This is a genomic window from Brucella grignonensis, from assembly GCF_002252505.1.
Classification (GTDB): Bacteria; Pseudomonadota; Alphaproteobacteria; order Rhizobiales; family Rhizobiaceae; genus Brucella; species Brucella grignonensis.
Map to the genome: position 1 here is coordinate 363,466 of NZ_NNRL01000163.1, position 24,251 is coordinate 387,716.

A 24,251-nucleotide genomic window follows, 5' to 3' on the forward strand; every position below is an offset into this window, starting at 1 on the left:
TCGCCTTTTGTTTTATACGAACCTATTCGCGTCAGCGCCGTAATACGTAATGTAACGGCTGGAAATGCGCTCGATTGGCAGGATGATGAACACATCGGTCGTGCCGAAAGCTTCATCGATGACAGCGCCGTCGCCAATCATTGCACCAAGGCGCAGGTAGCCTTTCACCAGTGGCGGCATCGAGAACAGTGCAACCTTGGTGTTGATTGCTTCTTTTGGCATCAGATCCATCGGCTGATAGCGATGCGGCAGCGCACGTACATCCCAATCGGGCGTTGCACGGCAGTTCTGATGCAGGAAGGATAGACCCAGCGCATGCGCTGCAGGCACGGCACCGTGGAACGACGCACAGCCAAACATCACGTCAATCGAATGACGGCGGCAATAGGCCCATGCACCCTGCCACAAAAGCTCGACCGTGCGCTTTGAGCGGTATTCCGCCTTAACGCAGGAGCGGCCAAGTTCTAAAAGCCTGAGATTCGGCCGCGAAAGCGCCAGGCGCTGAACGTCATATTCTTCGGCCGAGTAGAAACCGAGCGCTTTTTCGGCCTGATCACTTCGCATCAGACGATAGGTGCCAACGATCTGCTGATGTTCAGGAACCGGCAACGAGGTATCATAAACCAGAAGATGATCGCAGATGGCGTCGAAACGGTCGGCATCTCTAAGCTCAACTTCTTCGATGGTTTCCTTGCGTGCGCCCATTTCTTCGAAAAAGACGCGGAACCGCAGTTCTTGCGCGGCATCAATCGCATCGCGAGAATTTGCAAGTCGTACTTCCAGTGACCCGATACGCCCCAGAACAATGGGATCGCTTGCGGATGTGAAGAGCGTTGGTTGTGCTTCTATGCCCGACATGACCGTATCATCAATGATTTGCTGGCCCATTCCAAGCAGTACTGACATGATGATTCGCTCCTGATCTTGTTGTTCTCGCATTCCTGAATGGTTTTCCTACTGATATTTCAGCAAGAGCTAACCAATTCCGATTTTCTTACGGTCTGGTTGCGAGGACATGACGTCCAATCTGACCGCAGCAATACAGATTCAGTGCTACGCGAGGATGACAAAAGCGTGTCACCAATGTGTCATTTGGGGTGGGTGAAGCTTATCCCCTTCAAAAATCAGTTAAATTTCACAGTCAAAATAGGGGAAAGCTTGAGCCGGATCAAGCGTTTCGGATTGGGGGCAAAAAAGAGTCTGTAAACCGGCTAACGCGTTGCCCGCTCGCGTCGCCAACCGAGAAACTCTTCCAGAATGATAAGTGCTGCACCAATGGTGATAAAGGTATCAGCCAGATTGAAAACAGCGAATGACCATGTCGGCAGATGGAAGAGAATATAGTCGACCACATAACCATGCATGACGCGATCAATGAGATTGCCAATGGCACCACCAACCACAAGCGCAAATCCGTAGCGCGCAAAAATACGTTCAGGTGGGTTTGTCCACCAGAGATAGAGCACAAAAAGGATGACGGCTGCGGTGATCGCGACCAGGCCCCAGTCATGCAGCCATGCCAACATTGAAAAGGCAATGCCTTCATTATGGGTGCGGAACAGCGCGAGGAACGGCAGCAGATCAATCTGCTGCCCGTAACCCATACGGGTTTCGACCAGAAACTTGACGCCCTGATCAATCAGGACTGCGATAATGACAACGAGAAACGAGGACAAAACCGCATGACGCTTCATCCGCTGGCCCTTTCATCGAGAGTGAGTGCCTCGCGGCGAATTTCATAAAGCATGACGCCGGTGGCAATCGCCAGATTGAGCGAGTCTGCTCGGCCTGCCTGCGGAATGCGTGCGAGCTTGTCACAGGTTTCAGCCAGAGTGTCCGGTAGCCCCTGCTGTTCATTGCCCATCATCAATATGACTGGCTTCTTGGCATAGGGGATGGTGCGATAATCGACAGCACCCTTAAGATGTGTGCCGACGATGAGGCCGGAAAAACCCTTGCGCCAGTTGAGAAACTCGATTTCCGTCACCTTATAAAGCGGCACCGAGAAGACCGATCCCATCGTGGCGCGAACGGTTTCCAGCGAATAGGGATCGGTGGTGTCGCCGATCAGGATCACGCCCTTGGCACCAACTGCATCAGCCGTGCGGATAACGGTGCCTAAGTTTCCGGGATCGCGCACGCGGTCGAGTGCAATATAGACATCGTTGCTTTTCGGCTTGAGGCTCGAGAGCTGCTGATACTGCTGTTCGAAAACGCCAACCACCATCTGCGGATTGTCGCGGCGAGTGATGGCAGCCATGATCTTTTCAGTCACTTCCAGCACCAGTCCGCCCTTGGCGAAGGTACGGGCTGCAACCTGCTCGACCATTTTGTTGCCCTTGCCGGACTTGGCAAACACAAGCGTTTTGATGCGCCAGTCCTGTTCAAAGGCATCAATGACGAGCTTCAGGCCTTCAGCCAGAAATACGCCCTGCTGATCGCGAAATTTTTTCAGCGCCAGCGAACGCAGGTCTTTGACAATGGGGTTGGTGAGGCTGGTGACTTCCTTCACCTGACCCACGCGTGATCCGGTCTGATTGTTGCCGCTTCTGGAAAAATCGTCGTTTCGGCTCATTTTGCTACCCAGCGGCTGAACATGGAGGTGGAAAGCGCACGCTTGGCTGAGCGTTCGCGCAGAATAAGTTCGCCCGATTCGACTGTGCCACCAAGGCCGGTGAAGCGGTCGCGGACCAGTTCGTGAATGGCGAAGAAGGAAGCGCGGATCGAATAGGCAGTCAGGATGACTGCCAGGGCGTTTGCCGTGAGGATTGAACGACAGGTATCGACCATGGCTGGCAGATGTTCGAACAATTGCCAGACTTCTCCGTTTGGGCCACGACCATAAGCGGGCGGATCAAGCAGGATAATGTCATAGAAGCTGCCGCGGCGCTCTTCGCGCTGCACAAACTTCATCGCGTCTTCGCAGATCCAGCGGATTGGCTTATCGGAAAGCCCCGCCATTTCTTGATTTTCACGGGCCCAGACGATTGCTTTCTTGGAAGCATCGACATGGGTGACTTCGGCACCTGCACGCGCTGCAACGAGCGATGCAACGCCGGTATAGCCAAACAGATTGAGCACTTTCACCGTGCGGCCCGATTTGGCTGCATTACGGATCAGCTCATCCATATAGGACCAGTGCGCGGCCTGCTCAGGGAATACACCTACATGGCGGAACGAAGTGAAGCGGCCATGAAACGAAATGCCATCATGCTGCATCGGCCATGTTTCACCCAGAGTCTGACCGGGCTGCAGTTTCGGGAATGCCCAGCGCCCCATGCCTTCTTCATCGGTGTTGCCGGTAAAGACAGCATCGGCCTTGTCCCATTCGCTTTTCGGCAGACTCGGAAGCCAGATCGCCTGACCTTCCGGGCGTATGATACGATAAGCACCATATTGCTCAAGCTTGAGGCCATCGCCGCTGTCGAGCAATGCATAATCATTTGATGGTTCAGTCTCGAGGATAACGGGTGTGCGTTCGCCGGGACGTTCGCCTGCGTAAGCTTTGATCTCACGCAGAGGCGCTGCAATATGCTTTTCCTCAGCAGGCTTTACGGGAGCCTTGGCAAATTGCGGGCGTGGCTTTTTAAAGAACGAGCCCTTATCGTCAGGCTTGTTTCCCTGTCTGGCAACCGAACGCGGCTCATCGTGCTTTGCGCGACTGGAGCCGCGCTGCTCTTTACCGCCTGTTGGCTTTTTGCCTTTTCCTTTTGGCGCCTTCACCCGAAACTCCGCTTATTATTTGGCCTGTAGGTAGGCCAAATAATGCCGGAACGAAAGTGAAAAAGAAAAAGCGCTGCTATCAGGCTTTGGAAACTGTACTCGACACATGGCGCTTTTCTGCCGATTCAGCACGTTCCAGAAGCTGGGACGCTTCTTTTTTATAGCGGCGCTCCCGGCGACGATGCTTGCCTTGCGTCAGCCATGTAACGGCAGCGCCGATCAAAGCGCCGAAGATAAGCGCGCCAAACAGCCAGATAAACAGCGGTGCCTGATAGGTCAGCGCAGGATTGCCGGGATTGAATGGATCAATTGTCAGGCCAACCGTTTCCCGGTTGGCGACCGAAAGAGCGATCAGAATGACCGCCAGTGGCACCAGAATGACAATTGTTACAATGCGCTTTGCCATCATGACGATTGATCAGATGGCGCCGTTGAGACGGTCGCGGAGTTCTTTGCCGGTCTTGAAGAATGGCACCCACTTTTCTTCAACGTCTACCGTATCGCCTGTACGTGGATTGCGACCGCTGCGCGCTGGACGGTTCTTCACAGAGAAAGCGCCAAAGCCGCGTAATTCCACGCGGTTGCCGTCAGCAAGGGCATTGGTGATCTCTTCAAAGACCGCGCCGACGATATTTTCGACATCGCGCTGGAAAAGATGCGGATTCCGGCTGGCGATAACCTGAACGAGTTCCGATTTAATCACGGCTTTAACCCCCTGTGTTTATATCTGTCCGGTGAGAGACTCATTTGTTTGCCGGGATGATGCCCGGCGTTCCGTCAACGTGCCAAACCGAAAGAAGTCCGTCAAGGAAGATACGATCCTTGGCGATTTCCTTCAACATGGCATCAGCCTCTTGCGGCACGCCAAGAAGACGCGCGCCAGCATGAATAATCAGGTCACGCAGAGAAAACCCAGTGTCGCTGCTGACAGGTTTCCATTCAAGCTTCGGCAAGTCCTTGGAAACGCCTTTGCTGTTCAGCCAGGCAACGACCTCTTCCTCGCCACCAAGGCCATCGATCAGTTTCTTTTCCAGCGCCTGACGCCCCGTAAAAACCGCACCATTGGCCAGAGCGAGCGCTTCTTCACGCGTGAAAGAGCGACGCTCCTGAACAATTCCGACGAACCAGTCGTAGGAATCCATGATCATATTGCGGATCATGGCTTTGGCTTCGTCGCTTGCCGGGCTGAAATAGTTGGGTTCTGCCTTCAATGGCGATGATTTGATGGTTTCAACCTTTACACCAACAGTGTCGAGCAGTTTGGAAAGATCAGGATACTGGAACAACACGCCTATCGAACCAACGATCGATGTCTGCCGCGCTACAATGTGGTCAGATGCGCTGGCAATCATATAGCCAGCCGATGCCGCAAGGGTCCCGACCTGAGTTACGACCGGCTTCTTTTTAGCGATTTTCCGTACGGCTTCGTAAATTGATTCGCCCCCGACCGTGGTTCCACCGGGTGAATCGAGGATGAGGATCACGCCTTTCACCGCATCATCATCGGCTATCTTGTCAAGACGCTTCAACAATTCTTCGTTCTCGAAGATTGTGCCTTCAATGCGAACTTTCGCAACATGCGGCGTCGCATAATTGGGGCCTCGCATGGAATAGGAAGCAACTCCAGCAATCAGGGCCGCCAGCAAAAGCAGAAAAGCGACGCGCCAGACTGTGAGCTTTCTACGCAGCTTGCGTCTTTCGATCAGTGCTTCGGCGTCCTGAGCCATCCTCATCCATCCATTTCTTCAAAACGAAGTGTAGTCGATGTTCTTTAATCTATGACCCGCGACAGGGGAAGGCTGCAAGCTCTCTTGATGAATTTGTCTGAAACTTGCCGAGACTATAATCAAAATCACTTGTATGTTAACAATGAAGTGATCGGCTTTTGTTGCTGTAAAAGACTGAAGAAAAGCCGGTTTTATAGCGTTTCCGCAGTGTTCATGTCATTTTTGCATGGCAGGTGCGGTGTTTTGTGACGTGTATTAGACTTGAGTGTCAGGGTATTGCACCCCAAATAAACCGCATTGAACTAAGACAGCATCGCGTGAAAAAGTTCGCTGCTGGATGCTTCTGTAAACAGTTGAGCAATGAAGCAGCATTAAAAAGCTGTCGAATAACAGGCCGAATAACAGATTGAGTAATCGAAAGACACTATGAGCGCTGACACACCACATATCCATGCTTCGCAGGGATCCGCTTCCGCGGCGCCCAATGGCGGTGGCATGCATTTTGGAGCGTCTGAAAAGGCGGCTTCGCTTTTTCAAGCAGCACAGCGGCATTCGATCCGCGTGCGCGTGCTTAAAACTGCTTTGCCTGTTGCTGCTATTGCGCTTGCGGCGGTCTTTTCCTGGTACACGTTTCTCGCCACGCCAGCCGCGCCCGTGAAGGTCGAAGTCAATAACGGTGGCGAGAGTGGCAAGCTTGTCATGAGCAATCCACAGCTCAACGGCTATACCAAAGACAACCGTCCCTATTCGATGGTTGCGGCAAAGGCCGTGCAGGACGCCAAAAACAGTGGTGCAATAGCGCTTGAAGGCATTTCTGCCGAGTTGCCAGTTGGTGACAATGGTAGCGCCAAGGTCGAAGCTGCCTCCGGTGTTTACGATAATGCGAACGGCCGTTTGCAACTTGATAAGGATTTTACTGTTACGACGAATGAAGGCTTGCACGCCGTCATGCGTTCTGCGGATGTCAATCTGAAGAGCGGTCAGATTACGACGGACAAGCCTGTCGATATTCGTAATGGTAGTACACAGATCAGTGCTGACAGTATGCAGATCAAGGAGAACGGCAAGATCGTGATCTTTGAAAACAAGGTGCGTGTTGTGATTGACGGCGGCGCAGTTTCGGGCAACAACACGCCTTGAAATCGATGCTGTGAAGCGTGTGCGCTTTAGCGGATATCATGTACGCAGGTTCTGTGGACTTCGTTTTCTTTTCTGCGCAGTCAGATATTTCTATCTGGCTGCGTTAAGTTTAAGATCGGGGTCGAATGATTATGGCTTGAGGTGTAGGTCTGAAAGGTTGATAGACTTTTCGGACAGATTTATGCGTCGGGTAGGGATTTGATGTGCTCGACCTGATTCCTGAAACAGGAAGCGTAGGGGAGCTGGAGAGTAATGGAACGCGAGACGGGCAAGATGAACAAGAGCATGATGACCCGCACGTTGCGGATGGGATTTGCAGCTTTGGCGCTTGGCCTCGTTGTTGCGCCGCAATCCGCTCTGGCTCAGGATAGTCAGCAGGTGCCATTTGGCAGCCTCAAGCTTTCTGGCGGCAAGGACCCAATCAAGATCGATGCTGACAAGCTCGAAATGCTCGACAAGGAAGGCAAGGCCATTTTTACAGGCAATGTCTCTGTGGTGCAGGGCGACGCACTTTTGAAGTCCGGCAAGATGATCGTCTATTACAATAAGGATTCGCAGGGCGAAGGCGCTCAGGCCGCCGGCGCTACTGCCGGCCTGAGCGGCTCCGGCATTGATCGTCTCGAAATCAGCGGCAAGGTCTACCTCAAGTCCGGCACTCAGGTTGCAACGGGCGACACAGGCAACTATGACGGTAAGAGCCAGATCATGGTCTTGCAGGGCCAGAAGGTTGTGCTGACCGACGGTGACAATGTTGCAACCGGTTGCAAGCTCACCGCCAATATGAGCACCGGCAAGGCTTTCCTCGAGAGCTGCAAGGGCCAGAGCAAGGGTCGTGTATCCATCATTATGGCGCCGCAGGACCAACAGAAGCAGGGCGGTGCCGCGCCCAAATCGAATTAACCGGAGCGCGCGTGGGATTGTTCTGGAACAAGAAAGCCGACGAGCAGCAAGGCATGTCTGAAAATGCAGCCGCTATTGAGGGTGCGGATGGTATGATGCCATCGCAGCCCGGCAAAGCCACCCGTCTCAAAGGGACGTTGGTTGCTCGCGGCCTTTGCAAAAGCTATCGCGGACGACAGGTCGTCAACGGCGTGTCTTTCGGTGTGCGCGCCGGCGAAGCCGTGGGTATTCTTGGTCCAAACGGTGCCGGTAAGACAACCTGCTTCTACATGGTGACAGGTCTTGTTCCTGCTGATGCTGGTGCCATTGAAATTGATGGTTATGACGTAACGTCGATGCCGATGTACCGCCGCTCACGTCTCGGTATTGGCTATCTGCCGCAGGAAGCATCGATTTTTCGTGGTCTTTCGGTTGAAAACAACATCAAGGCCGTGCTGGAAGTCGTCGAAAAAGACCGCAAGAAGCGGGCGATCGAGCTCGATGCACTTCTTGAAGAATTTCATATCGCACATCTGCGCAAGGCTGCCGCAATCTCTCTTTCGGGTGGTGAACGCCGTCGTCTGGAAATCGCACGTGCGCTGGCGTCTCGCCCGAATTTCATGCTGCTCGACGAACCCTTCGCTGGTGTTGACCCGATTGCCGTCTCGGATATCCAGCAGCTCGTGCGTCATTTGACCAGCCGTGGCATTGGCGTTCTTATCACTGACCATAATGTGCGTGAAACGCTCGGTCTGATCGACCGCGCCTATATTATTCATGCTGGTCAGGTTCTGACACATGGTCGTCCTGCTGAAATCGTCGCCAATCCGGACGTTCGCAGACTTTACCTCGGCGATCAGTTTACACTCTGATTTTTCGGGTTTCCGCAGATTTGCGGAAACCGTTTCCCTCTTTCCCGTATTTGCCGCGACGACTGTCTCAACTGGCGCCACATTTTTGCGACTATTTTCCCCTTTTCATGAAAAAAACGCACATTCAGAATTGACAAGCAAGGTTCATACCAGTTTTGATGTCTTGCACGCTTTAGAGCGCATCCCGAAAAGTGTGAAACGGTTTTCGGAAAAAGATGCGCGTTAAAACAAATATTTAGAGCGCCGATCTGACCCAATCAGATCGAAACGCGCTCTAATTGAAAACAATTCAGGAACAAGCGGTTTGCCAGCTCAAAATATGCTGTCAGGGAAGTGGGGGGAATAAAATAACGCATGGCCCTTTCGCCGAAGCTTGATTTTCGTCAGTCGCAATCGCTGGTGATGACGCCGCAACTGATGCAGTCGATCAAACTGCTGCAGATGACGCATATCGAGCTGGACCAGTTTATCGATCTTGAGATTGAAAAAAATCCGCTGCTGGACAGAATAGAGGCAGCGAATGATGATTTTGCAGACGCTGAGCCACAGAGCCAGAGTGAGCGCGATGACGATAACGCCAGCCCATCGGACGCATCTGCGGATGAAGACTGGTTCAAAACCGGGGCTGTCGATGACGCGCAAAATCTCTCTTCGACATTCGATAGTTCGCTTGAAAATATCTTTCCCGATGATCCCGGTCGCAGCGACGATGCACATGTCGACCTGGCTGCGCAGTGGAACACCTCCGCTGGCGAGACATATAGTGCGGGCGGCAGCTACGACATTGACCAGGTAACGGCAAGCCGCGTATCTTTGAGCGAACATGTCGCTGAACAGATAGCGCTCACGTTTTCCACACCGGCTGATCGCTTTATTGCAACGGCTTTGGCCGATGCGCTGGATGAAAGCGGTTATCTGCGTGCCGATGTCTCTTTGCTTGCGCAGAATCTCGGCGTTGAAACCGTACATGTCGAACGCATTCTGCGTGAAATGCAAAGCTTTGATCCGGCGGGGCTTTTCGCGCGCGATCTGCGTGAGTGCCTGGCAATTCAGCTCCGTCTCAAGGACCGGTTTGATCCGGCGATGGAAGCGCTCATCGATAATCTTGATCTGCTTGCGCGCCGTGATTTTGCAACGCTTAAAAAGCTTTGCGGTGTCGATCAGTCCGATATTCTCGACATGCTGACCGAGATCAGGATGCTTGATCCCAAGCCCGGAACCCAGTTCGAGGTTTCGGTTGCCGATGTGATTATTCCCGATGTGCTGGTTGCCGCAGCGCGTGACGGAACTTGGGGGATCGAGCTTAATCCGGCAGCCCAGCCGCGTCTTATCGTGAACAACGAATATTACGCAGAAGTGACCCCTTCGATCAAAGGTGAGGAAAAGACATTTCTGTCTGATTGCATGCAATCGGCCAACTGGCTCGTACGCAGCCTCGATCAGCGGGCGCGTACGATCCTGAAAGTGACGCAGGAAATCGTGCGCCAGCAGGATGGATTCCTTCGACATGGTGTTACACATCTCAAGCCGTTGAACCTGCGCACTGTTGCCGATGCTGTCGGTATGCATGAATCAACCATAAGCCGCGTAACAGCCAACAAGTTCATGGCAACGCCGCGTGGTGTGTTTGAATTGCGTTATTTTTTCAACGCATCCATTGCCTCTTCCGAAGGAGGGGACGCCCACTCATCTGAAAGTGTGCGCCACCGTATCCGTCAGATGATCGATGCGGAAAAGCCGGATGATGTATTATCCGATGATGCAATCGTCGATGCCTTGAAGAAGGACGGTGTGGATATTGCGCGCAGAACGGTCGCAAAATATCGGGAATCGATGAATATTGCTTCTTCAGTACAGCGCAGACGCGAGAAGAAAGCCAGATTATCGGCCAGTTGACGAGATATTTCCGCAACAAGAAGTTGCGTGCACATCAATATATGCATTCGGAAGCGACTGGATTGATGTCGGTTTTTGAAACAGTATTACCCTGAACTCGTAAAATTCGATCTTATAGGGGGATTGGCCTCATTGCATTGTCTGTTGCTGAAAGAAGGTGCAATTGACAATTGACGTTTCAGTCAATAGAAGCCCCCCTCGCATTACGATATGCATCCATAAAGACAGGAATTCCGGGGAGATGATCCTGTTTAACTGGAACCGCTTTAAACGAAAGGCAAGGGAATATTTCGGGAAACGCTTCTGCGTATCCGGCGTTACATAAAAGAACGATGTGCAGCGATCATCTCAGGCATGTGTTTTAAAGACACGTGAATGGGAAATTACTCGAATAGTCGCGATAAAGAGCGCATTCTGGACAGTGTTTCGACACTTGGCCTGAACGTGTGAGGCGGGGCTGAAAATTAGCACAGGACGAAAAGCAGAATTGATGCTGGTTCGCTTTGCGCTTCGCTCACCTTGTGATTAGACTACGTCCTGTTGTGTAACGCAAATGAGGTGTACCAAATGACTCTGCGTGTATCTGGAAAGCATATGGACGTCGGTGAAGCTTTCACGGCCCGGATTATTGATCGGGTTAATGAAGCTGTCGGCAAATATTTTGATCATGGCTTTTCCGGGCAGGTAACGGTCACCAAGTCCGGATCGCGGTTTAGCGCGGATTGTACCTTACATCTTGATAGCGGTGCTACCTTGCAGAGCACCGGAGATGCACAGGACCCGCAATTGGCGTTCGATGCGGCTGCCGACAAGATTGAAACACGGTTGCGTCGTTACAAGCGCCGTCTGAAATCGCGTCCAGCGACTGCACCAAATGCGATCTATGATGATGTGGCATATCGTGTTATGGCACCGCTGCCGGAAGAAGAGGAGGACCTTCCGGTTGATTACGCGCCGACTATCGTTGCGGAATCGTCCGTCGCCCTTCGCACCCTTTCGGTTGCGTCGGCGGTTGTGGAACTTGATCTGATCGAAAACCCGGTTCTGGTCTTCCGCAACGCGGGCAATGATGAAGTAAATATCGTCTACCGTCGTGCGGACGGCAATATTGGCTGGGTTGACCCATCGACGGTTACCCGCCAGGCCGCTCCCCGCGCTTGACGGCAAACCTGAAGCGCACGCAGTTTTTCGCTGTCGTGCGCTTCCCTAAACCGGGCCCACGATGGCCTGATTGAAGAAGGAACGGAGAGAATGGATCTTAGTGATCTGATTCAGCCTGGGGCGATTATCCCGGCGCTGAAAGCCAGCTCCAAAAAGCAGCTTTTGCAGATATTGTCTGAAAAGGCTGCGGAACTGACCGGTCTCCCTGAGCGTGAAGTTTTCGAAACAATTCTCCAGCGTGAACGCCTCGGTTCCACCGGGGTTGGCAACGGCGTTGCCATTCCGCACGGCAAGTTGGCAAGCATCGACAAGATTGCAGGAATTTTTGCGCGCCTTGAAACTCCAGTGGATTTTGAAGCACTGGACGATCAGCCCGTCGATCTCGTCTTCCTGCTTCTGGCACCGGAAAACGCTGGTGCGGATCATTTGAAAGCCCTGTCACGCATTGCGCGCATGTTGCGCGATGCCGACACAGTGGCAAAGCTGCGTGGAACACATGACGCGCAGGCGCTTTATTCATTCCTGACATCGCAGCCAGCGTCTAACGCTGCCTGAATCTGTCGGACATTAATAAACAAAGCCGCCGTTTCGGGGAGAACGGCGGCTTTGTCATTTTTACGGTACACTATTTCTGTCGCTATATCTCACGATTTTCAAGGCCGTCCGATACCGCTAATACCAAAGTTCATTGAGTGAAACTCATTGGACTTTGGTTAAGCCTGAGTGGCGCTTGAACTTTATCAAGGCGTGATGCGTCAGCATCTTGAGCCGCCTTGATATAAGCCTCAGACATTGATGATTGTGAATTTGGTGAGAGGTATTTTGTGACTTTGTATAAAACAATTGCAGTCACGACAATTTCACTGCTCGTGATTTCCGGTTCGGCACGAGCGGAACGTTTAGTGTCAAATATGTCAGTTGCGATGAATTTAGCTACTTCTGATCAATGCAGGAAAGTAGCGGAGACCCTTTGCCGGAATTACAAGAACAAGGGTGAAAAATGGTATCAATGGTGCCTGCGTGAGCAATATGCCAACTGCATGCACCAGAATCCGTCAAAATGATCATTTGACGAAGAGCAGCAATGCCGGTCTGTTTGACGGACCGGCATCACGCAAAGAATTTAGTGCAGCATCACGGTGCGCAGTTCATGTTCATGTGCGCCTTGCAGTGCGGTGGCACGGACGTCGGAAAGCACAATCGGCTCGCCGCTTGCGCCAAACAGCGCCCAAAGCTCAAGACCGGGTGCAATCGGGGGGAGTGCCGGGAAGGTGCGTGTCAGGTCGTCGGAACGAATCTTGCGCACATAAGCCACTTCACCTTCACCCAGATGAGCGAATTCATGTTCGGTGAGAATGTGTCTGTTCATCATCGTAGCCTCCATTCTAGCGGCATATCATTTGCGATCATGGCGCTTAAGAGCTTAATAAATTCCTATAGCGGTTTTTACCTGAACCCAGCCTGAACCGAATTCAGTCTTTGACTGCTATATTTATACGTTTGATAAGTCGTTCTGGTTCAGGTCGATCAAGATCAATGGCGAGAAGGCCATTTTTCAGATCGCAGCCGACAACCCGCATTCCATCGGCCAGAACGAAGACGCGCTGAAACTGGCGGGCAGCAATGCCACGGTGCAGAAACTCGCGTTCGGTATCGTCTGTCTGGCGTCCGCGGATGACAAGCTGATTGTCCTCCGTCATGACCTCAAGATCGTCACTGGCAAAGCCTGCGACAGCCAGCGTGATACGCAGGCGTTCAGAACCAGTCTCGCCGCGCAGACGCTCGATATTGTAGGGCGGGTAGCCATCGCCGGATTTGGCGATCCGTTCCAGCGTCTTTTCCATTGTGTCGAATCCGAGCAATAGCGGGCTCGAAAACGGTGTCATTCTTGTCATTGCATCAGTCCTTATCGAAGCGACCGTCATGGAAAGCACCCTTTCGGCGTATCTTTCGCTCAACTGATATGGCTTGTGAAAAGCCCGACTTCAAGGGCCGAAATCGGATTCCTGTCACGGCATCCTAAAACTGATGCTTTGTTGGCAAAAGCCGTCAACATATGTGGAAAAATTTTAGCGCTTCTTTAGCGCCGGGCTTCGCTCAGCGCATTGCCAAAAGCCGTGGCGAAGCTCTCCCGATCATCGGGATTGAGGAAGCCGCCGACGAGAACGCTGTTGTTGCGGCTTTCGACGCGCATGGTTGTGATGCCAATATCTGGCTTTCTGGCAACATTGAATCTTGTCCAGAACGGATGGAACAGGTGGGTGGTCAGTTTGCCGGATGCTTCATATTTGCGAATGGACAGTGCTGCACGCGAAACAGATATCTCCTCGCGGGCATTTGCCGAACGATAGTTCCAGCGAAAAGCCAGATAGATCGCCAGCACATCAAGGCCAAAAAAGCCGATGATCGGCCATGCTCCGATTGACCAGAACAATATGCAGACAAACAGCCAGCAGCAGATCATGGCCCCCATCAGCACACGAAATCCCGTTTGTCCCAATGAACGATAGGGCGTCAGCAGAGCTTCAAAAATGGGAGTATCAAATTTGTCTGGATTTGCGCCGTCTGGATGCTGCATGCAAAGTTCCCTCCGGGCTGCGTCAAGCTGTGAACTGTTTTCCGAAGATAGACGCAAGTATAGAGACAAAATGGAAAACGCCAAAATCAAATCGCCCGTGAACACACCTGTTGCGACACCTGCCCGTCGTCCGCGCCGGGTTTCTGGCACGCTTTATACGGCAGACGAGATTCATGAGATTTTCCGTCGCTTTTCCATTCTGCGCCCCGAGCCTAAAGGCGAACTTGAGCATGTGAACGCCTTCACGCTGCTGGTGGCTGTCGTCTTGTCGGCACAGGCGACGGATGCGGGCGTGAATAAGGCAACGCGCGCGCTTTTTGCGATTGCCGATACGCCGCAAAAAATGCTGGCGCTGGGCGAGGACACGGTCGGCAATTATATCCGCACCATTGGTCTTTGGCGCAACAAGGCCAAGAACGTCATTCTGCTGTCTGAAGCGCTTATCCGTGATTATGGCGGTGAAGTTCCCGATGATCGCGACGAGCTGGTGAAACTGCCGGGTGTCGGGCGCAAGACTGCCAATGTTGTGCTGAGCATGGCTTTTGGTCATTCGACCATGGCTGTAGATACGCATATTCTGCGCATAGGCAACCGGATCGGGCTTGCACCGGCCAAGACACCGGATGCGGTGGAAGCTATTCTCATGCGGGTCATTCCGAAAGAATATCTGTTCCACGCACATCACTGGCTGATCCTGCACGGGCGCTATACCTGTAAGGCACGCAAGCCTGAGTGCGAGAGTTGCGTGATTGCCGATATCTGTAAGTTTCCCGGCAAGACTTGCGATGTGCCCGCAGCGCTCATTCCGTTACCGCCGCAGTTTTAAAGTTTCCTTCTCAGATATAGCCTTGTGCAGATGGATCATCATTGCCGCTGCAAAGAGCGGTGTCAGAAGATTGACAATCGGAATTGCCATGAAGCCGGCAATGAGCAGTCCTGCAAGAAATACCGTCACACCATATTGAGAGCGGAGTGCCTTGGCCTCACGCTCTGTTCGATGACGCATGGCTGCAAACTCAAAGAATTCCCGGCCGAGCAGATAAGCGTTGATCACGAAGAAGGCGATCAGATTGATGCCGGGTACGAAGAGCAGAAACAGCGCCACGATATTGCCGAGAATAACTACGCCCAGAAACTTGAGTGACACGACAATGGAATGGCCCAGTGGCAGGGGCGTACCTGCGGGTTCATCGGGATAATCCTCTCGTTCGACAACGTCTGCGACATCATCAAGGAAAATACCGGCGACAAGCGCTGTAACGGGCGCGATCATCAAAGCGAGAACGAGTGCCAGTCCAAGACCTGCCACGATTGCTGCAACGATACCGAGCCAACCTGCCCATTCGGGCATTCCCGGCAGCAATTGCTCCATCCAGGGCCATGCGAAAGTAAAAAAAACCTGCCTTATGGCGACCCAAAACCCGAGGAGAAGCAAAAGCGTCAAGCCAAGCGTTTTCCATAAAACCGAGCGAAACTCCGGAGTTGGAAGACGTTTAAGCGCCTTCAGCGCAGCATCAATGATCATTTTGGGTTCACTCTCCGCAATCTCATGCGATCAAAATAGGAAGGCCGTTTGATCTGCACAAGACGGTCTGCCCACAAGTGGCAACACTGACGGACTAGCCAAAAACTTTTCAAAAGGCTAAACCGACCCCAAATGAATGCCGCTAGATCGCCGCCACAATTCTTCAATCGAAGATGGCGGCAGACAAGAAGGGGAGCCCCAGACCAGCTCATGGCTACATTCGACGTTCTTTGCATTGGCAACGCCATTGTCGATATTCTTTCGCGCACAGAAGATGCGTTTCTCGAAGCCAATGGCATCATAAAAGGCGCCATGAACCTGATTGATGGCGACCGGGCAGAACTGCTCTATAGCCGCATTAAAGGCCAGTTCACGGAAATGTCCGGTGGCAGTGCGGGCAATACTGCTGCAGGTGTTGCAAGTTTCGGCGGACGCTCTGCCTATTTCGGCAAGGTTGCAACCGACCATCTCGGGCGGGTCTTTGTTCATGATATCCGTGCGCAGGGTGTAGCCTTCGATACACGGGCTTTGGAAAACGGTTCACCAACGGCGCGTTCGATGATCTTCGTCACGGCTGATGGCGAGCGTTCAATGAACACTTATCTGGGTGCGTGCGTTGAGCTCGGGCCGGAGGATGTCGAAACCTCCAAGGTTGCCGATGCCCGCATTACCTATTTCGAAGGTTATCTGTGGGATCCGCCGCGCGCCAAGGAAGCCATCGTTCTGGCATCAAAAATTGCACATGAACATGGTCGTCAGGTTGCCATGACCTTGTCCGATCCGTTCTGTGTCGATCGTTATCGCGAAGAGTTCCTGGGTCTGATGCGCAAGCGCATTGTCGATATCGTTTTTGCGAACGAAGACGAGGTGAAGTCGCTCTATCAGACCAAGTCGCTTGATGAAGCTGTTGAAGCCATCCGCAAGGATTGCCCGCTTGCAATCGTCACGCGTTCGGAAAAAGGCGCAATTGTCATCACTGCCGATCAGACGTTGCATGTGCCCGCGATCGAGATTGAAGAGCTGGTCGACACAACGGGCGCTGGCGATCTTTATGCGGCTGGTTTCCTCTATGGCTATACCAAGGATCGTTCGCTTGAAGATTGCGCACGATTGGGTTCACTTGCTGCGGGTATGATTATTCAGCAGATGGGACCACGTCCACTGATCGATCTTCAGGCTGCAGCAAGCCAAGCTAAACTTATCTGATTATTGATCAATTCGCACAATCCGGTCGCGCTTGAGTTCTTCCTCTGTGCGGCCGGGACGGCTTTTATAAACAGGCAGATTCCAGCCGAAATAGAGCGCACCTCCGCGCACGATGAATGCGGTTAGCGCAGCAGCAAGTGCTGCAAACAATGGGTCGATCCCGAAACGCTCCAGCACCACATAAAGACAAGCACCTGCAAGGGCTGCGGTGACATAGATTTCCCGCCGCATCAGCACAGATGGCTCGCCTGCCACCATGTCGCGTAAAATGCCGCCAAGCGTGGCGGTGAAGATGCCAGTCACAATCGCGACCGATGGGCCGAAGCCAAGCGTCAGTCCTTTGGCGGCCCCCACAACCGTATAAGCAGACATACCAATAGCGTCACACCAGAGCAGAAGCCGGTAGCGTGATTCGAACAGATGGGCTGTGAAATAGACGATGATGGCGGCTGATGTACCTGCCATCAGATAAAAGGGCTGGACGACCCAGAAAACCGGCGCACCCAACACCAGGTCGCGCATTGTGCCGCCGCCAATGCCTGTAATGTTGGCGAGGAAAATGAAGCCGATAATATCAAGCTGGCGGCGTGAGGCGGCAAGAGCGCCGGTGGCAGCGAAGACGAAAACCCCTGAAAAGTTTGCAAAATCAAAGATCGTCACGCACGGCCTCCCAGCTGATAGTGTGTCGATAGTCCAATGGATAGCGACAAAAAGAAAGAGCGGCGATGAACACGCCGCTCTTTCTCCAATGTTTTAGAGCATAATTTTAAAGTGTTAGAGCGACCTTTGTGCGCCCAATAGGACGCCCGGGCTCTAGAATGTGAACGCATCCCGAAAAGTGTGAAACGGTTTTCGGGATGCGCGTTAAGACAAACATTGAGACGCGCCGATCTGATAAAATCAGATCGAAACGTGCTCTAATGAGCTGCTTAATTAAGCATTGCCTTCAGGCGCGGCCTCAGCGGCAGCCTTTGGGCCACCCTTTGAAACGCCGACCATGGCCGGACGCAGCACGCGGTCGCCGATGGCATAGCCTGCCTGCATAACCTGCACGACCGTGTTGGCTGGCAGTTCAGGGTTCGGGACTTCAAAAATAGCCTGATGGAAGTTCGGATCGAACTTTTCACCTTCAGGATTAAGCTTGGTCACGCCATGGCGTTCCAAAGCCTGCAACATGGCACGTTCGGTCATTTCCACGCCCTCAGCCAGTGACTTGAGGTTTGCATCGGTTTCCAATGCATCGGCGGGGATGGCTTCGTGCGCACGGCTCAGGTTGTCGGAAACCGACAGCATGTCACGAGCAAAATTGGTCACGGCATAGGTGCGGGCGTCCTGAACATCGCGCTGGGTGCGCTTGCGCAGGTTTTCCATCTCGGCAACGAGACGCAGCATCTGATCCTTGAGTTCAGCATTGTCCGCTTCAAGCGCTGCAATCGTATTTGCAGCCAGGCTATCGGCATCAACGGCGTCCTCTTCGGCTTCAGCGCGTGCCTCAGCCTTGCGGCTTTTCAGAAAATCGTCGGCAGCACGCTTCAGCGCATCACGATCACGAGGATTGTTGATATCGCGCTGCTCAAGATCGGGGTTTTCGGGTGTATTCTTTTCATCAGCCATAATGCTTCTTCCGTCTTGAATAGTGTTTGGGCCGGATATCGAGTTTCACGGCGTTAAAATCAAGGTTTAATTTCCCTGCCTTGTTAAGTCTGACAACTTAACGCAGCAACCTCGAGACGATCTGGGCGGTGTAATCGACCATCGGCACGATGCGAGCATAGTTAAGCCGGGTTGGTCCAATGACCCCGAGAGCACCGACAACACGCTGTTCGCTGTCACGATAAGGAGCCACCACCAGCGATGAACCGGAAAGCGAGAACAGCTTGTTCTCCGAGCCGATGAAAATCCGCACGCCAGAACCCGATTCAGCCAGATCAAGCAGCTGGATCATGCCGTCCTTGGTTTCGAGGTCGTCAAACAGGTGACGCAGACGTTCGATATCTTCCTGTGCATGAATGTTCTCAAGCAGGTTGGCACGACCGCGCACGATGAGGCGTGCAGGCTGGTCAGAACCCGCGCCGCTCCAGACGGCTATGCCCTGTGCTACCAATTCCTGCGAGAGCTGATCAAGCTCCTGTCTCGTTTCTTCGGAAAGTTTTTCCAGTTCCGATTTCGCTTCCGACAGCGTATGGCCATGGATATGCGCATTGAGGAAGTTGGACGCTTCCACGAGCTGCGACGCAGAAATGCCGGCGGGCAGATTGATGACGCGGTTTTCAACATCGCCATTCTGCATCACTAGCACGGCAAGCGCGCGGGTCGGTTCAAGACGCACGAATTCTATATGTTTAAGCGCGCCTTCAGCCTTGGTGGCAAGCACAAGGCCTGCGCCGCGCGACAGGCCGGAGAGAACCTGACTGGCTTCGGTCAACACGCTCTCGACCGAATTATTCATGCCTGCCGAGCGAACCTGTGCCTCAATGGAGGAACGTTCATCGGGCGGCAGGTCGCCCACTTCCATGAAAGCATCGACGAAGAAACGCAGACCGATCTGCGTTGGTAGACGTCCGGCAGAAATATGCGGTGCGTAAATGAGACCGAGCTGTTCGAGATCGCTCATCACATTGCGAATGGTGGCAGGCGAAAGACTATGAGGCAAAAGACGCGACAAATTACGCGAGCCGACTGGATCACCATCATTGAGATAGCTATCGACAATCAGCCGAAAAATATCACGCGACCGCTGGTCGAGCGAATTAAGCAGCTGATGTTCCGGTGATTTGATCATGGTCTTAGAGCGAACCCTCTGAATTGCATGCCATAAATATAAGACTGGTATTGAAGGCGTCAAAGGCTTTGCGCCAGTAATGACAGTTCTCTCAACATCTCTCTTGAAGGATCACGCGAAATTCCTTTCCATTCTGGCGCGACAGGCCTAAAAAGCCGCAACGATAAATGAATTGAGGAAATACAATGCGTCCATCCAAGCGCGCTGCTGATGAAATGCGCGCCGTCTCTTTCGAGCGCGGCGTCTCCAAACATGCGGAAGGCTCGTGCCTCGTCAAGTTCGGCGACACCCATGTTCTTTGCACGGCAAGCTTAGAGGAAAAGGTGCCGGGCTGGATGCGCAATTCCGGCAAGGGCTGGGTCACTGCAGAATATGGCATGTTGCCACGTTCGACCGGCGACCGTATGCGCCGTGAAGCAGCCACAGGCAAGCAAGGTGGCCGTACGCAGGAAATCCAGCGCCTGATCGGCCGTTCGCTGCGTGCTGTCGTTGATCTTCAGGCGCTTGGCGAATTCCAGATCACGGTTGACTGCGATGTCATTCAGGCCGATGGCGGCACCCGTACTGCTGCGATTACCGGCGGCTGGGTAGCGCTGCATGATTGCCTGCGCTGGATGGAAGCGCGTCAGATGATCCGCTTTGAGAAGGTGCTTAAAGATCATATCGCAGCCATTTCCTGCGGCATCCACGAAGGTCAGCCTGTGCTTGATCTCGACTATGTCGAGGATTCGGCGGCTGAAACCGACAGCAATTTCGTGATGACCGGTCAGGGTGGTATCGTCGAAATTCAGGGTACGGCAGAAGGCGCACCGTTCTCGGAAGAAGAGTTCACAGCGCTCATGAAGCTTGCACGCGGCGGCATTAATCAGCTCGTCGAGTTGCAGAAAGCCGCACTTGCCTGATAGTTACAGCGGTTCCAGTTAAGAATGAATCGTTGGAACCGCTGTAACTGTTTGTTTTTACGCATTATCCGACGCAAAACTGCTTCGCACTTTTGCTGGAAATGCTATAAGGCCTTCTCTTATTCACGAGGGGGCCGAGGCTATGCAAGCATCCCGCATTCTTGAAACCGCGCTCTATGTCCGTGATGTTGCCGAGGCGATTGCGTTTTATCGCGACATCATTGGGCTTGAGCCGGTGGGCAAGGTCAGTGAACGCAATGCATTCTTCCGCTGTGGCAACGGCATTCTGCTGCTGTTTAAAGCGGAAGAAACTTTGAAGCCACCTCTACCCGGATCGCTGCCGGTGCCGCCGCATGGGACGATCGGTGCTGGGCATGTCTGTTTTGCAGCCACACGTCATGAAATTGACGACTGGCGCACCTATCTCGAAAAGCACAACATTGCTATCGAGTCTGATTTCGAATGGCCTAATGGCGCACGTTCGATTTATTTTCGCGATCCTTCCGGCAACTCGCTGGAATTCGCTGAGCCGAAACTTTGGAGCTAAAGCATGATCCCGAAAAGTGGATACCGGTTTTCGGATAAGATCATGCGTAAAAAGGTAGAACTTAAATGAAGGCGCTTGAAAAGGGCAAACTGATCGTCGCATCGCACAACGCAGGCAAACTGCGCGAGTTCGATGGGCTTATTGCTCCGTTTGGTTTTGAGGTCAGTTCTGTTGCAGCTCTCGGCCTGCCGGAGCCGGAAGAAACCGGCACCACATTTGAGCAGAATGCCTATATCAAGGCGCTGGCCGCAGCTAGAGCCACCGGTTTGCCTTCTCTGTCTGACGATTCCGGCCTGATGGTAGATGCGCTTGATGGCAATCCCGGCGTTTACACCGCTGACTGGGCAGAGACTGAAGACGGCACGCGTGATTTCAATATGGCGATGCAGAAGGTTGAAGACCTTTTGCAGGAAAAAGGTGCTGTCACACCGGCTGAGCGCAAGGCGCGCTTTGTTTCGGTGATCTGCCTTGCATGGCCGGATGGTGAAGCACAATATTATCGCGGTGAAGTGGAAGGCACGCTGATCTGGCCTCCGCGTGGGCGTATCGGCTTCGGTTATGATCCGGTCTTCAAACCGGATGGCTATGAAAAGACCTTTGGTGAAATGACTGCCGACGAAAAGCATGGCTGGAAGCCGGGTGACGCGTCCGCGCTTTCGCATCGTGCACGCGCCTTCAAGCTGTTTGCTGAAAAGGCGCTTGATGTTGTTTCGGATGCTGCTGTATGAACCATCATTTTTCTCCACCCGCCGGAAGTGCCGATATTCTGCCAATTGCACGCGCGGATGGGGAAACGGCTTTTGGCGTTTATTTGCATTGGCCGTTTTGTCTGGCCAAATGCCCTTATTGCGACTTCAACAGCCATGTGCGCCATCAGCCGGTTGATCAGCCACGCTTTGCGGAAGCTTTCAATCGCGAGATGGACACATTGCGCGCCCGCACAGGCCCGCGCACCGTCACCAGCATCTTTTTGGGCGGCGGCACACCATCGCTGATGCAGCCGTCGACTGTTGGCAGCCTACTTGATGGGATTGCTTCGCGCTGGACTGTCGCACCCGATATTGAAGTAACACTGGAAGCCAATCCGACAAGCGTGGAAGCCGATCGTTTCCGCGGCTATCGCGCAGCGGGCGTCAATCGCGTTTCGCTTGGCATTCAGGCGCTGAATGATCCTGATCTGCGTCGTCTGGGCCGTATGCATTCAGTCGAAGAAGCAAAAGCCGCAATCCGGCTTGCGCGTGAAATTTTCCCGCGTCTTTCGTTCGATCTCATCTATGCGCGGCCCAATCAGACCATTGAGGCATGGCGCGAGGAACTAAAAGAAGCCATCGGTCTTGCCGCTGATCATCTCTCGCTCTACCAGCTGACAATCGAAGAAGGCACGCAGTTCTATAATCTCTGGAAGGCGGGCAAGCTCACCACGCCAGAGCCTGATCATGCGGCGGCTCTTTATGAGGAAACGCAGAAGATTACAGCGGAACACGGTCTTCCGGCCTATGAGATCTCAAACCATGCAGTGCCGGGGCGTGAATCCCAGCACAATCTGGTTTACTGGCGTTATGGGCAATATGTTGGCATTGGTCCGGGTGCACATGGCCGTTTTGTTGAGAATGGCACGCGCACGGTCACAATGACCGAAAAGCACCCGGAAACCTGGCTCGAAAAGGTCGAGACCAACGGTCACGGCATCATTGAAGAAGAATATCTCAATGGCAATCAGGAAGGCGATGAGTTTCTGATGATGGGGTTGCGGCTGCGCGAAGGCATTGATCTTGCGCGTTATCAGCGTTTGACGGGCCACGATATTGATCGCAAGCGCCTTGAACGGCTGATTGCATCAGACATGATTGAAAAGATGGATGGAAGCTTCATCCGTGCAACGCCGGATGGCGCACTGGTGCTTGATGCGCTGGTGGCTGATCTGGCTGCATAAGGAATTTAGATGAGCGAATTTTTGGACGAGCAGAAACGCGAATTTGTCGTCGGCGGCATTGCCCAGCGTGCGCGCCCCATCGAACCCGCGCTCTATATCGTCTCGACCCCGATTGGCAATCTCGGCGACATGACGCTGCGCGGGCTGGAAGTGCTTGCGAGTGCCGACATTGTGGCCTGTGAAGATACGCGCGTGACCCGCGTGTTGCTGGATCGCTATGGCATTTCACGCCGCCCGATAAGCTATCACGAACATAATGCTGCGGAAGCAGGCGCAAAACTAATCGCTGCCCTTGAAAGCGGAAAGAGCGTGGCGCTTGTATCAGATGCAGGCACGCCACTTGTTTCTGATCCGGGCTTCCGGCTTGTTGGTGAGGCACGCGAGGCAGGCATCCGTGTGGTGCCAATTCCGGGTGCCTCGGCACTTCTCGCAGCGCTGGCTGCTTCCGGACTTCCGACCGATGCTTTCATGTTCTGCGGCTTTCTGCCGGTTAAGCACGGCCAGAAAACCTCCAAGCTCGAAAGCCTCAAGAATATCGAAGCAACGCTTGTGTTCTATGAATCGCCCAACCGCACGGCGACAACGCTCGCCGATATGGCAGAGGTTTTTGGCGATGGGCGTGAAGCAGCCCTTTGCCGGGAGCTGACCAAGGCGTACGAGACCATTGTCACCGCTACTCTGGGTGAGTTGAAACAGCAATTCGATGGCGAAGATCGCATTCGCGGTGAAGTCGTGTTGCTGGTCGGTCCGCCAACAGGCGAGGCGGGTCCGCAAAGCGAAGAAGACATCGACAAGCTGCTGCTGTCGCTCTCAAAGGAATTGCCTCCATCCAAGGCGGCAGGCGAGGCGGCGAAGATGACTGGCGGGCAGAAATCGGTGCTCTATCAGCGCTTGATGCAGCTTAAGGCGCAAGGCTGATGAGTGATTTCCGCGAGAAAAAGCGTGTTGCTTTCTTTCGCGGACACAGCGCCGAGCGGCTGGCCGCGTTTGCGCTTATGCTCAAAGGTTTTCGCATCGTGGCACGCCGCTACCGCACGCGGCTTGGCGAAATCGATCTGATCGCCCGGCGCGGCAATCTTGTTCTCATTGTTGAAGTCAAAGCACGGGCAAGCGTGGAAGCAGCGCAACTTGCCGTCACGCCGCAGGCCATGCGCCGTATCGAGGCGGCGGCGGATATGTGGCTGCAACGACAAAAGGATTATGCACAATTGTCGTTGCGCTTTGATCTGATCGCGGTGTTGCCACGACGCTGGCCAAAGCATGTGCCAGCCTTTTTTACGTCAGGCAATTACCTCTAACCACGCATCGACCCAAAAATCGAAATCGATTTTTGGAAAGCTCGATGCACATTTTTAGTGTTTGAGCGTCCTTTGTGCGCCC

Annotated in this window: 28 protein-coding genes; 14 read left to right on the forward strand and 14 right to left on the reverse strand. The window is 53.3% G+C overall.

Translation table 11 applies throughout. The features are described 5' to 3' along the window. Nucleotides 1–12: 12 nt before the first annotated feature. From CEV33_RS15515 to sppA, 7 genes are all read right to left on the reverse strand, one after another. A complete protein-coding gene (locus tag CEV33_RS15515) occupies nucleotides 13–906 on the reverse strand; it encodes a GNAT family N-acetyltransferase (RefSeq protein WP_208620207.1) in 894 nt (297 codons plus the stop codon). 305 nt (nucleotides 907–1,211) lie between these two features. Continuing rightward, entirely contained in the window at nucleotides 1,212–1,694 is a 483-nt protein-coding gene (gene lspA, locus CEV33_RS15525) for a signal peptidase II (protein ID WP_094541313.1), read from the reverse strand. Beyond that, a complete protein-coding gene (locus CEV33_RS15530; RefSeq protein WP_094541314.1) occupies nucleotides 1,691–2,575 on the reverse strand; it encodes a TrmH family RNA methyltransferase in 885 nt (294 codons plus the stop codon). Before CEV33_RS15530 ends, lspA begins: the two co-directional genes overlap by 4 nt. Further along, the gene (locus tag CEV33_RS15535; RefSeq protein ID WP_094541315.1) at nucleotides 2,572–3,723 is read right to left on the reverse strand and encodes a class I SAM-dependent methyltransferase; all 1,152 of its coding nucleotides are present in this window, start codon (nucleotides 3,721–3,723) and stop codon (nucleotides 2,572–2,574) included. The genes CEV33_RS15530 and CEV33_RS15535 overlap by 4 nt, the downstream gene beginning before the upstream one ends. A 79-nt stretch (nucleotides 3,724–3,802) precedes the next feature. Further along, nucleotides 3,803–4,132, reverse strand: coding sequence for a lipopolysaccharide assembly protein LapA domain-containing protein (locus tag CEV33_RS15540; RefSeq protein WP_094541316.1), 330 nt, complete (start codon nucleotides 4,130–4,132; stop codon nucleotides 3,803–3,805). A 9-nt stretch (nucleotides 4,133–4,141) separates the two neighbouring features. Then, entirely contained in the window at nucleotides 4,142–4,426 is a 285-nt protein-coding gene (locus CEV33_RS15545) for an integration host factor subunit beta (RefSeq protein WP_007873253.1), read from the reverse strand. A gap of 40 nt (nucleotides 4,427–4,466) precedes the next feature. Beyond that, nucleotides 4,467–5,450, reverse strand: a complete 984-nt coding sequence (sppA, locus tag CEV33_RS15550; protein WP_094541317.1) for a signal peptide peptidase SppA — start codon at nucleotides 5,448–5,450, stop codon at nucleotides 4,467–4,469. 426 nt (nucleotides 5,451–5,876) lie between these two features. On the opposite strand from sppA, the gene lptC reads away from it, so the two are divergent. The 6 genes from lptC to ptsN all read left to right on the forward strand — a co-directional run bounded on the left by lptC (nucleotide 5,877) and on the right by ptsN (nucleotide 11,953). Then, nucleotides 5,877–6,590 (forward strand): LPS export ABC transporter periplasmic protein LptC, encoded by a 714-nt coding sequence (gene lptC / locus CEV33_RS15555; protein WP_094541318.1) that lies wholly within the window; start codon nucleotides 5,877–5,879, stop codon nucleotides 6,588–6,590. 252 nt (nucleotides 6,591–6,842) lie between these two features. Further along, complete coding sequence (locus tag CEV33_RS15560) at nucleotides 6,843–7,490, forward strand: LptA/OstA family protein (protein WP_094541319.1); 648 nt, start codon at nucleotides 6,843–6,845, stop codon at nucleotides 7,488–7,490. An 11-nt stretch (nucleotides 7,491–7,501) separates the two neighbouring features. Continuing rightward, nucleotides 7,502–8,341, forward strand: a complete 840-nt coding sequence (gene lptB, locus CEV33_RS15565) for an LPS export ABC transporter ATP-binding protein (protein ID WP_094541320.1) — start codon at nucleotides 7,502–7,504, stop codon at nucleotides 8,339–8,341. Nucleotides 8,342–8,695: 354 nt separating this feature from the next. Then, entirely contained in the window at nucleotides 8,696–10,237 is a 1,542-nt protein-coding gene (gene rpoN / locus CEV33_RS15570) for an RNA polymerase factor sigma-54 (RefSeq protein WP_094541321.1), read from the forward strand. 567 nt (nucleotides 10,238–10,804) lie between these two features. Beyond that, nucleotides 10,805–11,398, forward strand: a complete 594-nt coding sequence (gene hpf, locus CEV33_RS15575) for a ribosome hibernation-promoting factor, HPF/YfiA family (protein ID WP_094541322.1) — start codon at nucleotides 10,805–10,807, stop codon at nucleotides 11,396–11,398. Between the two features lie 90 nt (nucleotides 11,399–11,488). Continuing rightward, nucleotides 11,489–11,953: a PTS IIA-like nitrogen regulatory protein PtsN gene (gene ptsN / locus CEV33_RS15580; protein WP_024898162.1), complete on the forward strand. Its 465-nt coding sequence runs from the start codon at nucleotides 11,489–11,491 to the stop codon at nucleotides 11,951–11,953. A gap of 568 nt (nucleotides 11,954–12,521) precedes the next feature. On the opposite strand, the gene CEV33_RS15585 is transcribed toward ptsN, so the two are convergent. The 3 genes from CEV33_RS15585 to CEV33_RS15595 all read right to left on the reverse strand — a co-directional run bounded on the left by CEV33_RS15585 (nucleotide 12,522) and on the right by CEV33_RS15595 (nucleotide 13,976). Further along, nucleotides 12,522–12,782 (reverse strand): BQ00720 family protein, encoded by a 261-nt coding sequence (locus CEV33_RS15585; RefSeq protein ID WP_374816330.1) that lies wholly within the window; start codon nucleotides 12,780–12,782, stop codon nucleotides 12,522–12,524. An 88-nt stretch (nucleotides 12,783–12,870) separates the two neighbouring features. Further along, the gene (locus tag CEV33_RS15590; protein WP_024898160.1) at nucleotides 12,871–13,293 is read right to left on the reverse strand and encodes an Hsp20 family protein; all 423 of its coding nucleotides are present in this window, start codon (nucleotides 13,291–13,293) and stop codon (nucleotides 12,871–12,873) included. Between the two features lie 185 nt (nucleotides 13,294–13,478). Further along, entirely contained in the window at nucleotides 13,479–13,976 is a 498-nt protein-coding gene (locus CEV33_RS15595; protein WP_094541323.1) for a DUF2244 domain-containing protein, read from the reverse strand. A 70-nt stretch (nucleotides 13,977–14,046) separates the two neighbouring features. Between CEV33_RS15595 and nth the strand changes: the two genes are divergently transcribed. Beyond that, a complete protein-coding gene (gene nth / locus CEV33_RS15600; protein WP_094541324.1) occupies nucleotides 14,047–14,802 on the forward strand; it encodes an endonuclease III in 756 nt (251 codons plus the stop codon). Here nth and CEV33_RS15605 read toward each other — a convergent pair. After that, the gene (locus CEV33_RS15605; RefSeq protein ID WP_094541325.1) at nucleotides 14,785–15,501 is read right to left on the reverse strand and encodes a sulfate transporter family protein; all 717 of its coding nucleotides are present in this window, start codon (nucleotides 15,499–15,501) and stop codon (nucleotides 14,785–14,787) included. The two genes, nth and CEV33_RS15605, sit on opposite strands and share 18 nt — an antisense overlap. Before the next feature lie 210 nt (nucleotides 15,502–15,711). Here CEV33_RS15605 and CEV33_RS15610 point away from each other — a divergent pair, with 210 nt between their 5' ends. Then, entirely contained in the window at nucleotides 15,712–16,707 is a 996-nt protein-coding gene (locus tag CEV33_RS15610) for an adenosine kinase (RefSeq protein ID WP_094541326.1), read from the forward strand. Here CEV33_RS15610 and CEV33_RS15615 read toward each other — a convergent pair whose 3' ends face one another. The 3 genes from CEV33_RS15615 to hrcA all read right to left on the reverse strand — a co-directional run bounded on the left by CEV33_RS15615 (nucleotide 16,708) and on the right by hrcA (nucleotide 19,489). Continuing rightward, a complete protein-coding gene (locus tag CEV33_RS15615; protein ID WP_094541327.1) occupies nucleotides 16,708–17,367 on the reverse strand; it encodes a trimeric intracellular cation channel family protein in 660 nt (219 codons plus the stop codon). A 273-nt stretch (nucleotides 17,368–17,640) separates the two neighbouring features. Continuing rightward, complete coding sequence (gene grpE, locus CEV33_RS15620) at nucleotides 17,641–18,321, reverse strand: nucleotide exchange factor GrpE (protein WP_094541328.1); 681 nt, start codon at nucleotides 18,319–18,321, stop codon at nucleotides 17,641–17,643. A 97-nt stretch (nucleotides 18,322–18,418) separates the two neighbouring features. After that, nucleotides 18,419–19,489 (reverse strand): heat-inducible transcriptional repressor HrcA, encoded by a 1,071-nt coding sequence (gene hrcA, locus CEV33_RS15625; RefSeq protein ID WP_094541329.1) that lies wholly within the window; start codon nucleotides 19,487–19,489, stop codon nucleotides 18,419–18,421. A gap of 185 nt (nucleotides 19,490–19,674) precedes the next feature. On the opposite strand from hrcA, the gene rph reads away from it, so the two are divergent. The 6 genes from rph (at nucleotide 19,675) to CEV33_RS15655 (ending at nucleotide 24,169) form a co-directional block, all read left to right on the forward strand. After that, nucleotides 19,675–20,391, forward strand: coding sequence for a ribonuclease PH (gene rph / locus CEV33_RS15630; protein ID WP_094541330.1), 717 nt, complete (start codon nucleotides 19,675–19,677; stop codon nucleotides 20,389–20,391). A gap of 142 nt (nucleotides 20,392–20,533) precedes the next feature. Beyond that, nucleotides 20,534–20,938 carry a VOC family protein gene (locus CEV33_RS15635; protein WP_094541331.1) on the forward strand — a complete coding sequence of 135 codons (405 nt, stop codon included), beginning with the start codon at nucleotides 20,534–20,536 and terminating at the stop codon, nucleotides 20,936–20,938. A 65-nt stretch (nucleotides 20,939–21,003) separates the two neighbouring features. Next, nucleotides 21,004–21,666, forward strand: coding sequence for an RdgB/HAM1 family non-canonical purine NTP pyrophosphatase (rdgB, locus tag CEV33_RS15640; RefSeq protein ID WP_094541332.1), 663 nt, complete (start codon nucleotides 21,004–21,006; stop codon nucleotides 21,664–21,666). Then, the gene (hemW, locus tag CEV33_RS15645; protein ID WP_094541333.1) at nucleotides 21,663–22,871 is read left to right on the forward strand and encodes a radical SAM family heme chaperone HemW; all 1,209 of its coding nucleotides are present in this window, start codon (nucleotides 21,663–21,665) and stop codon (nucleotides 22,869–22,871) included. The genes rdgB and hemW overlap by 4 nt, the downstream gene beginning before the upstream one ends. Before the next feature lie 9 nt (nucleotides 22,872–22,880). Further along, nucleotides 22,881–23,789, forward strand: a complete 909-nt coding sequence (gene rsmI, locus CEV33_RS15650) for a 16S rRNA (cytidine(1402)-2'-O)-methyltransferase (protein WP_094541334.1) — start codon at nucleotides 22,881–22,883, stop codon at nucleotides 23,787–23,789. After that, nucleotides 23,789–24,169, forward strand: coding sequence for a YraN family protein (locus CEV33_RS15655; RefSeq protein WP_094541335.1), 381 nt, complete (start codon nucleotides 23,789–23,791; stop codon nucleotides 24,167–24,169). Before rsmI ends, CEV33_RS15655 begins: the two co-directional genes overlap by 1 nt. The last annotated feature ends 82 nt before the right edge of the window (nucleotides 24,170–24,251 follow it).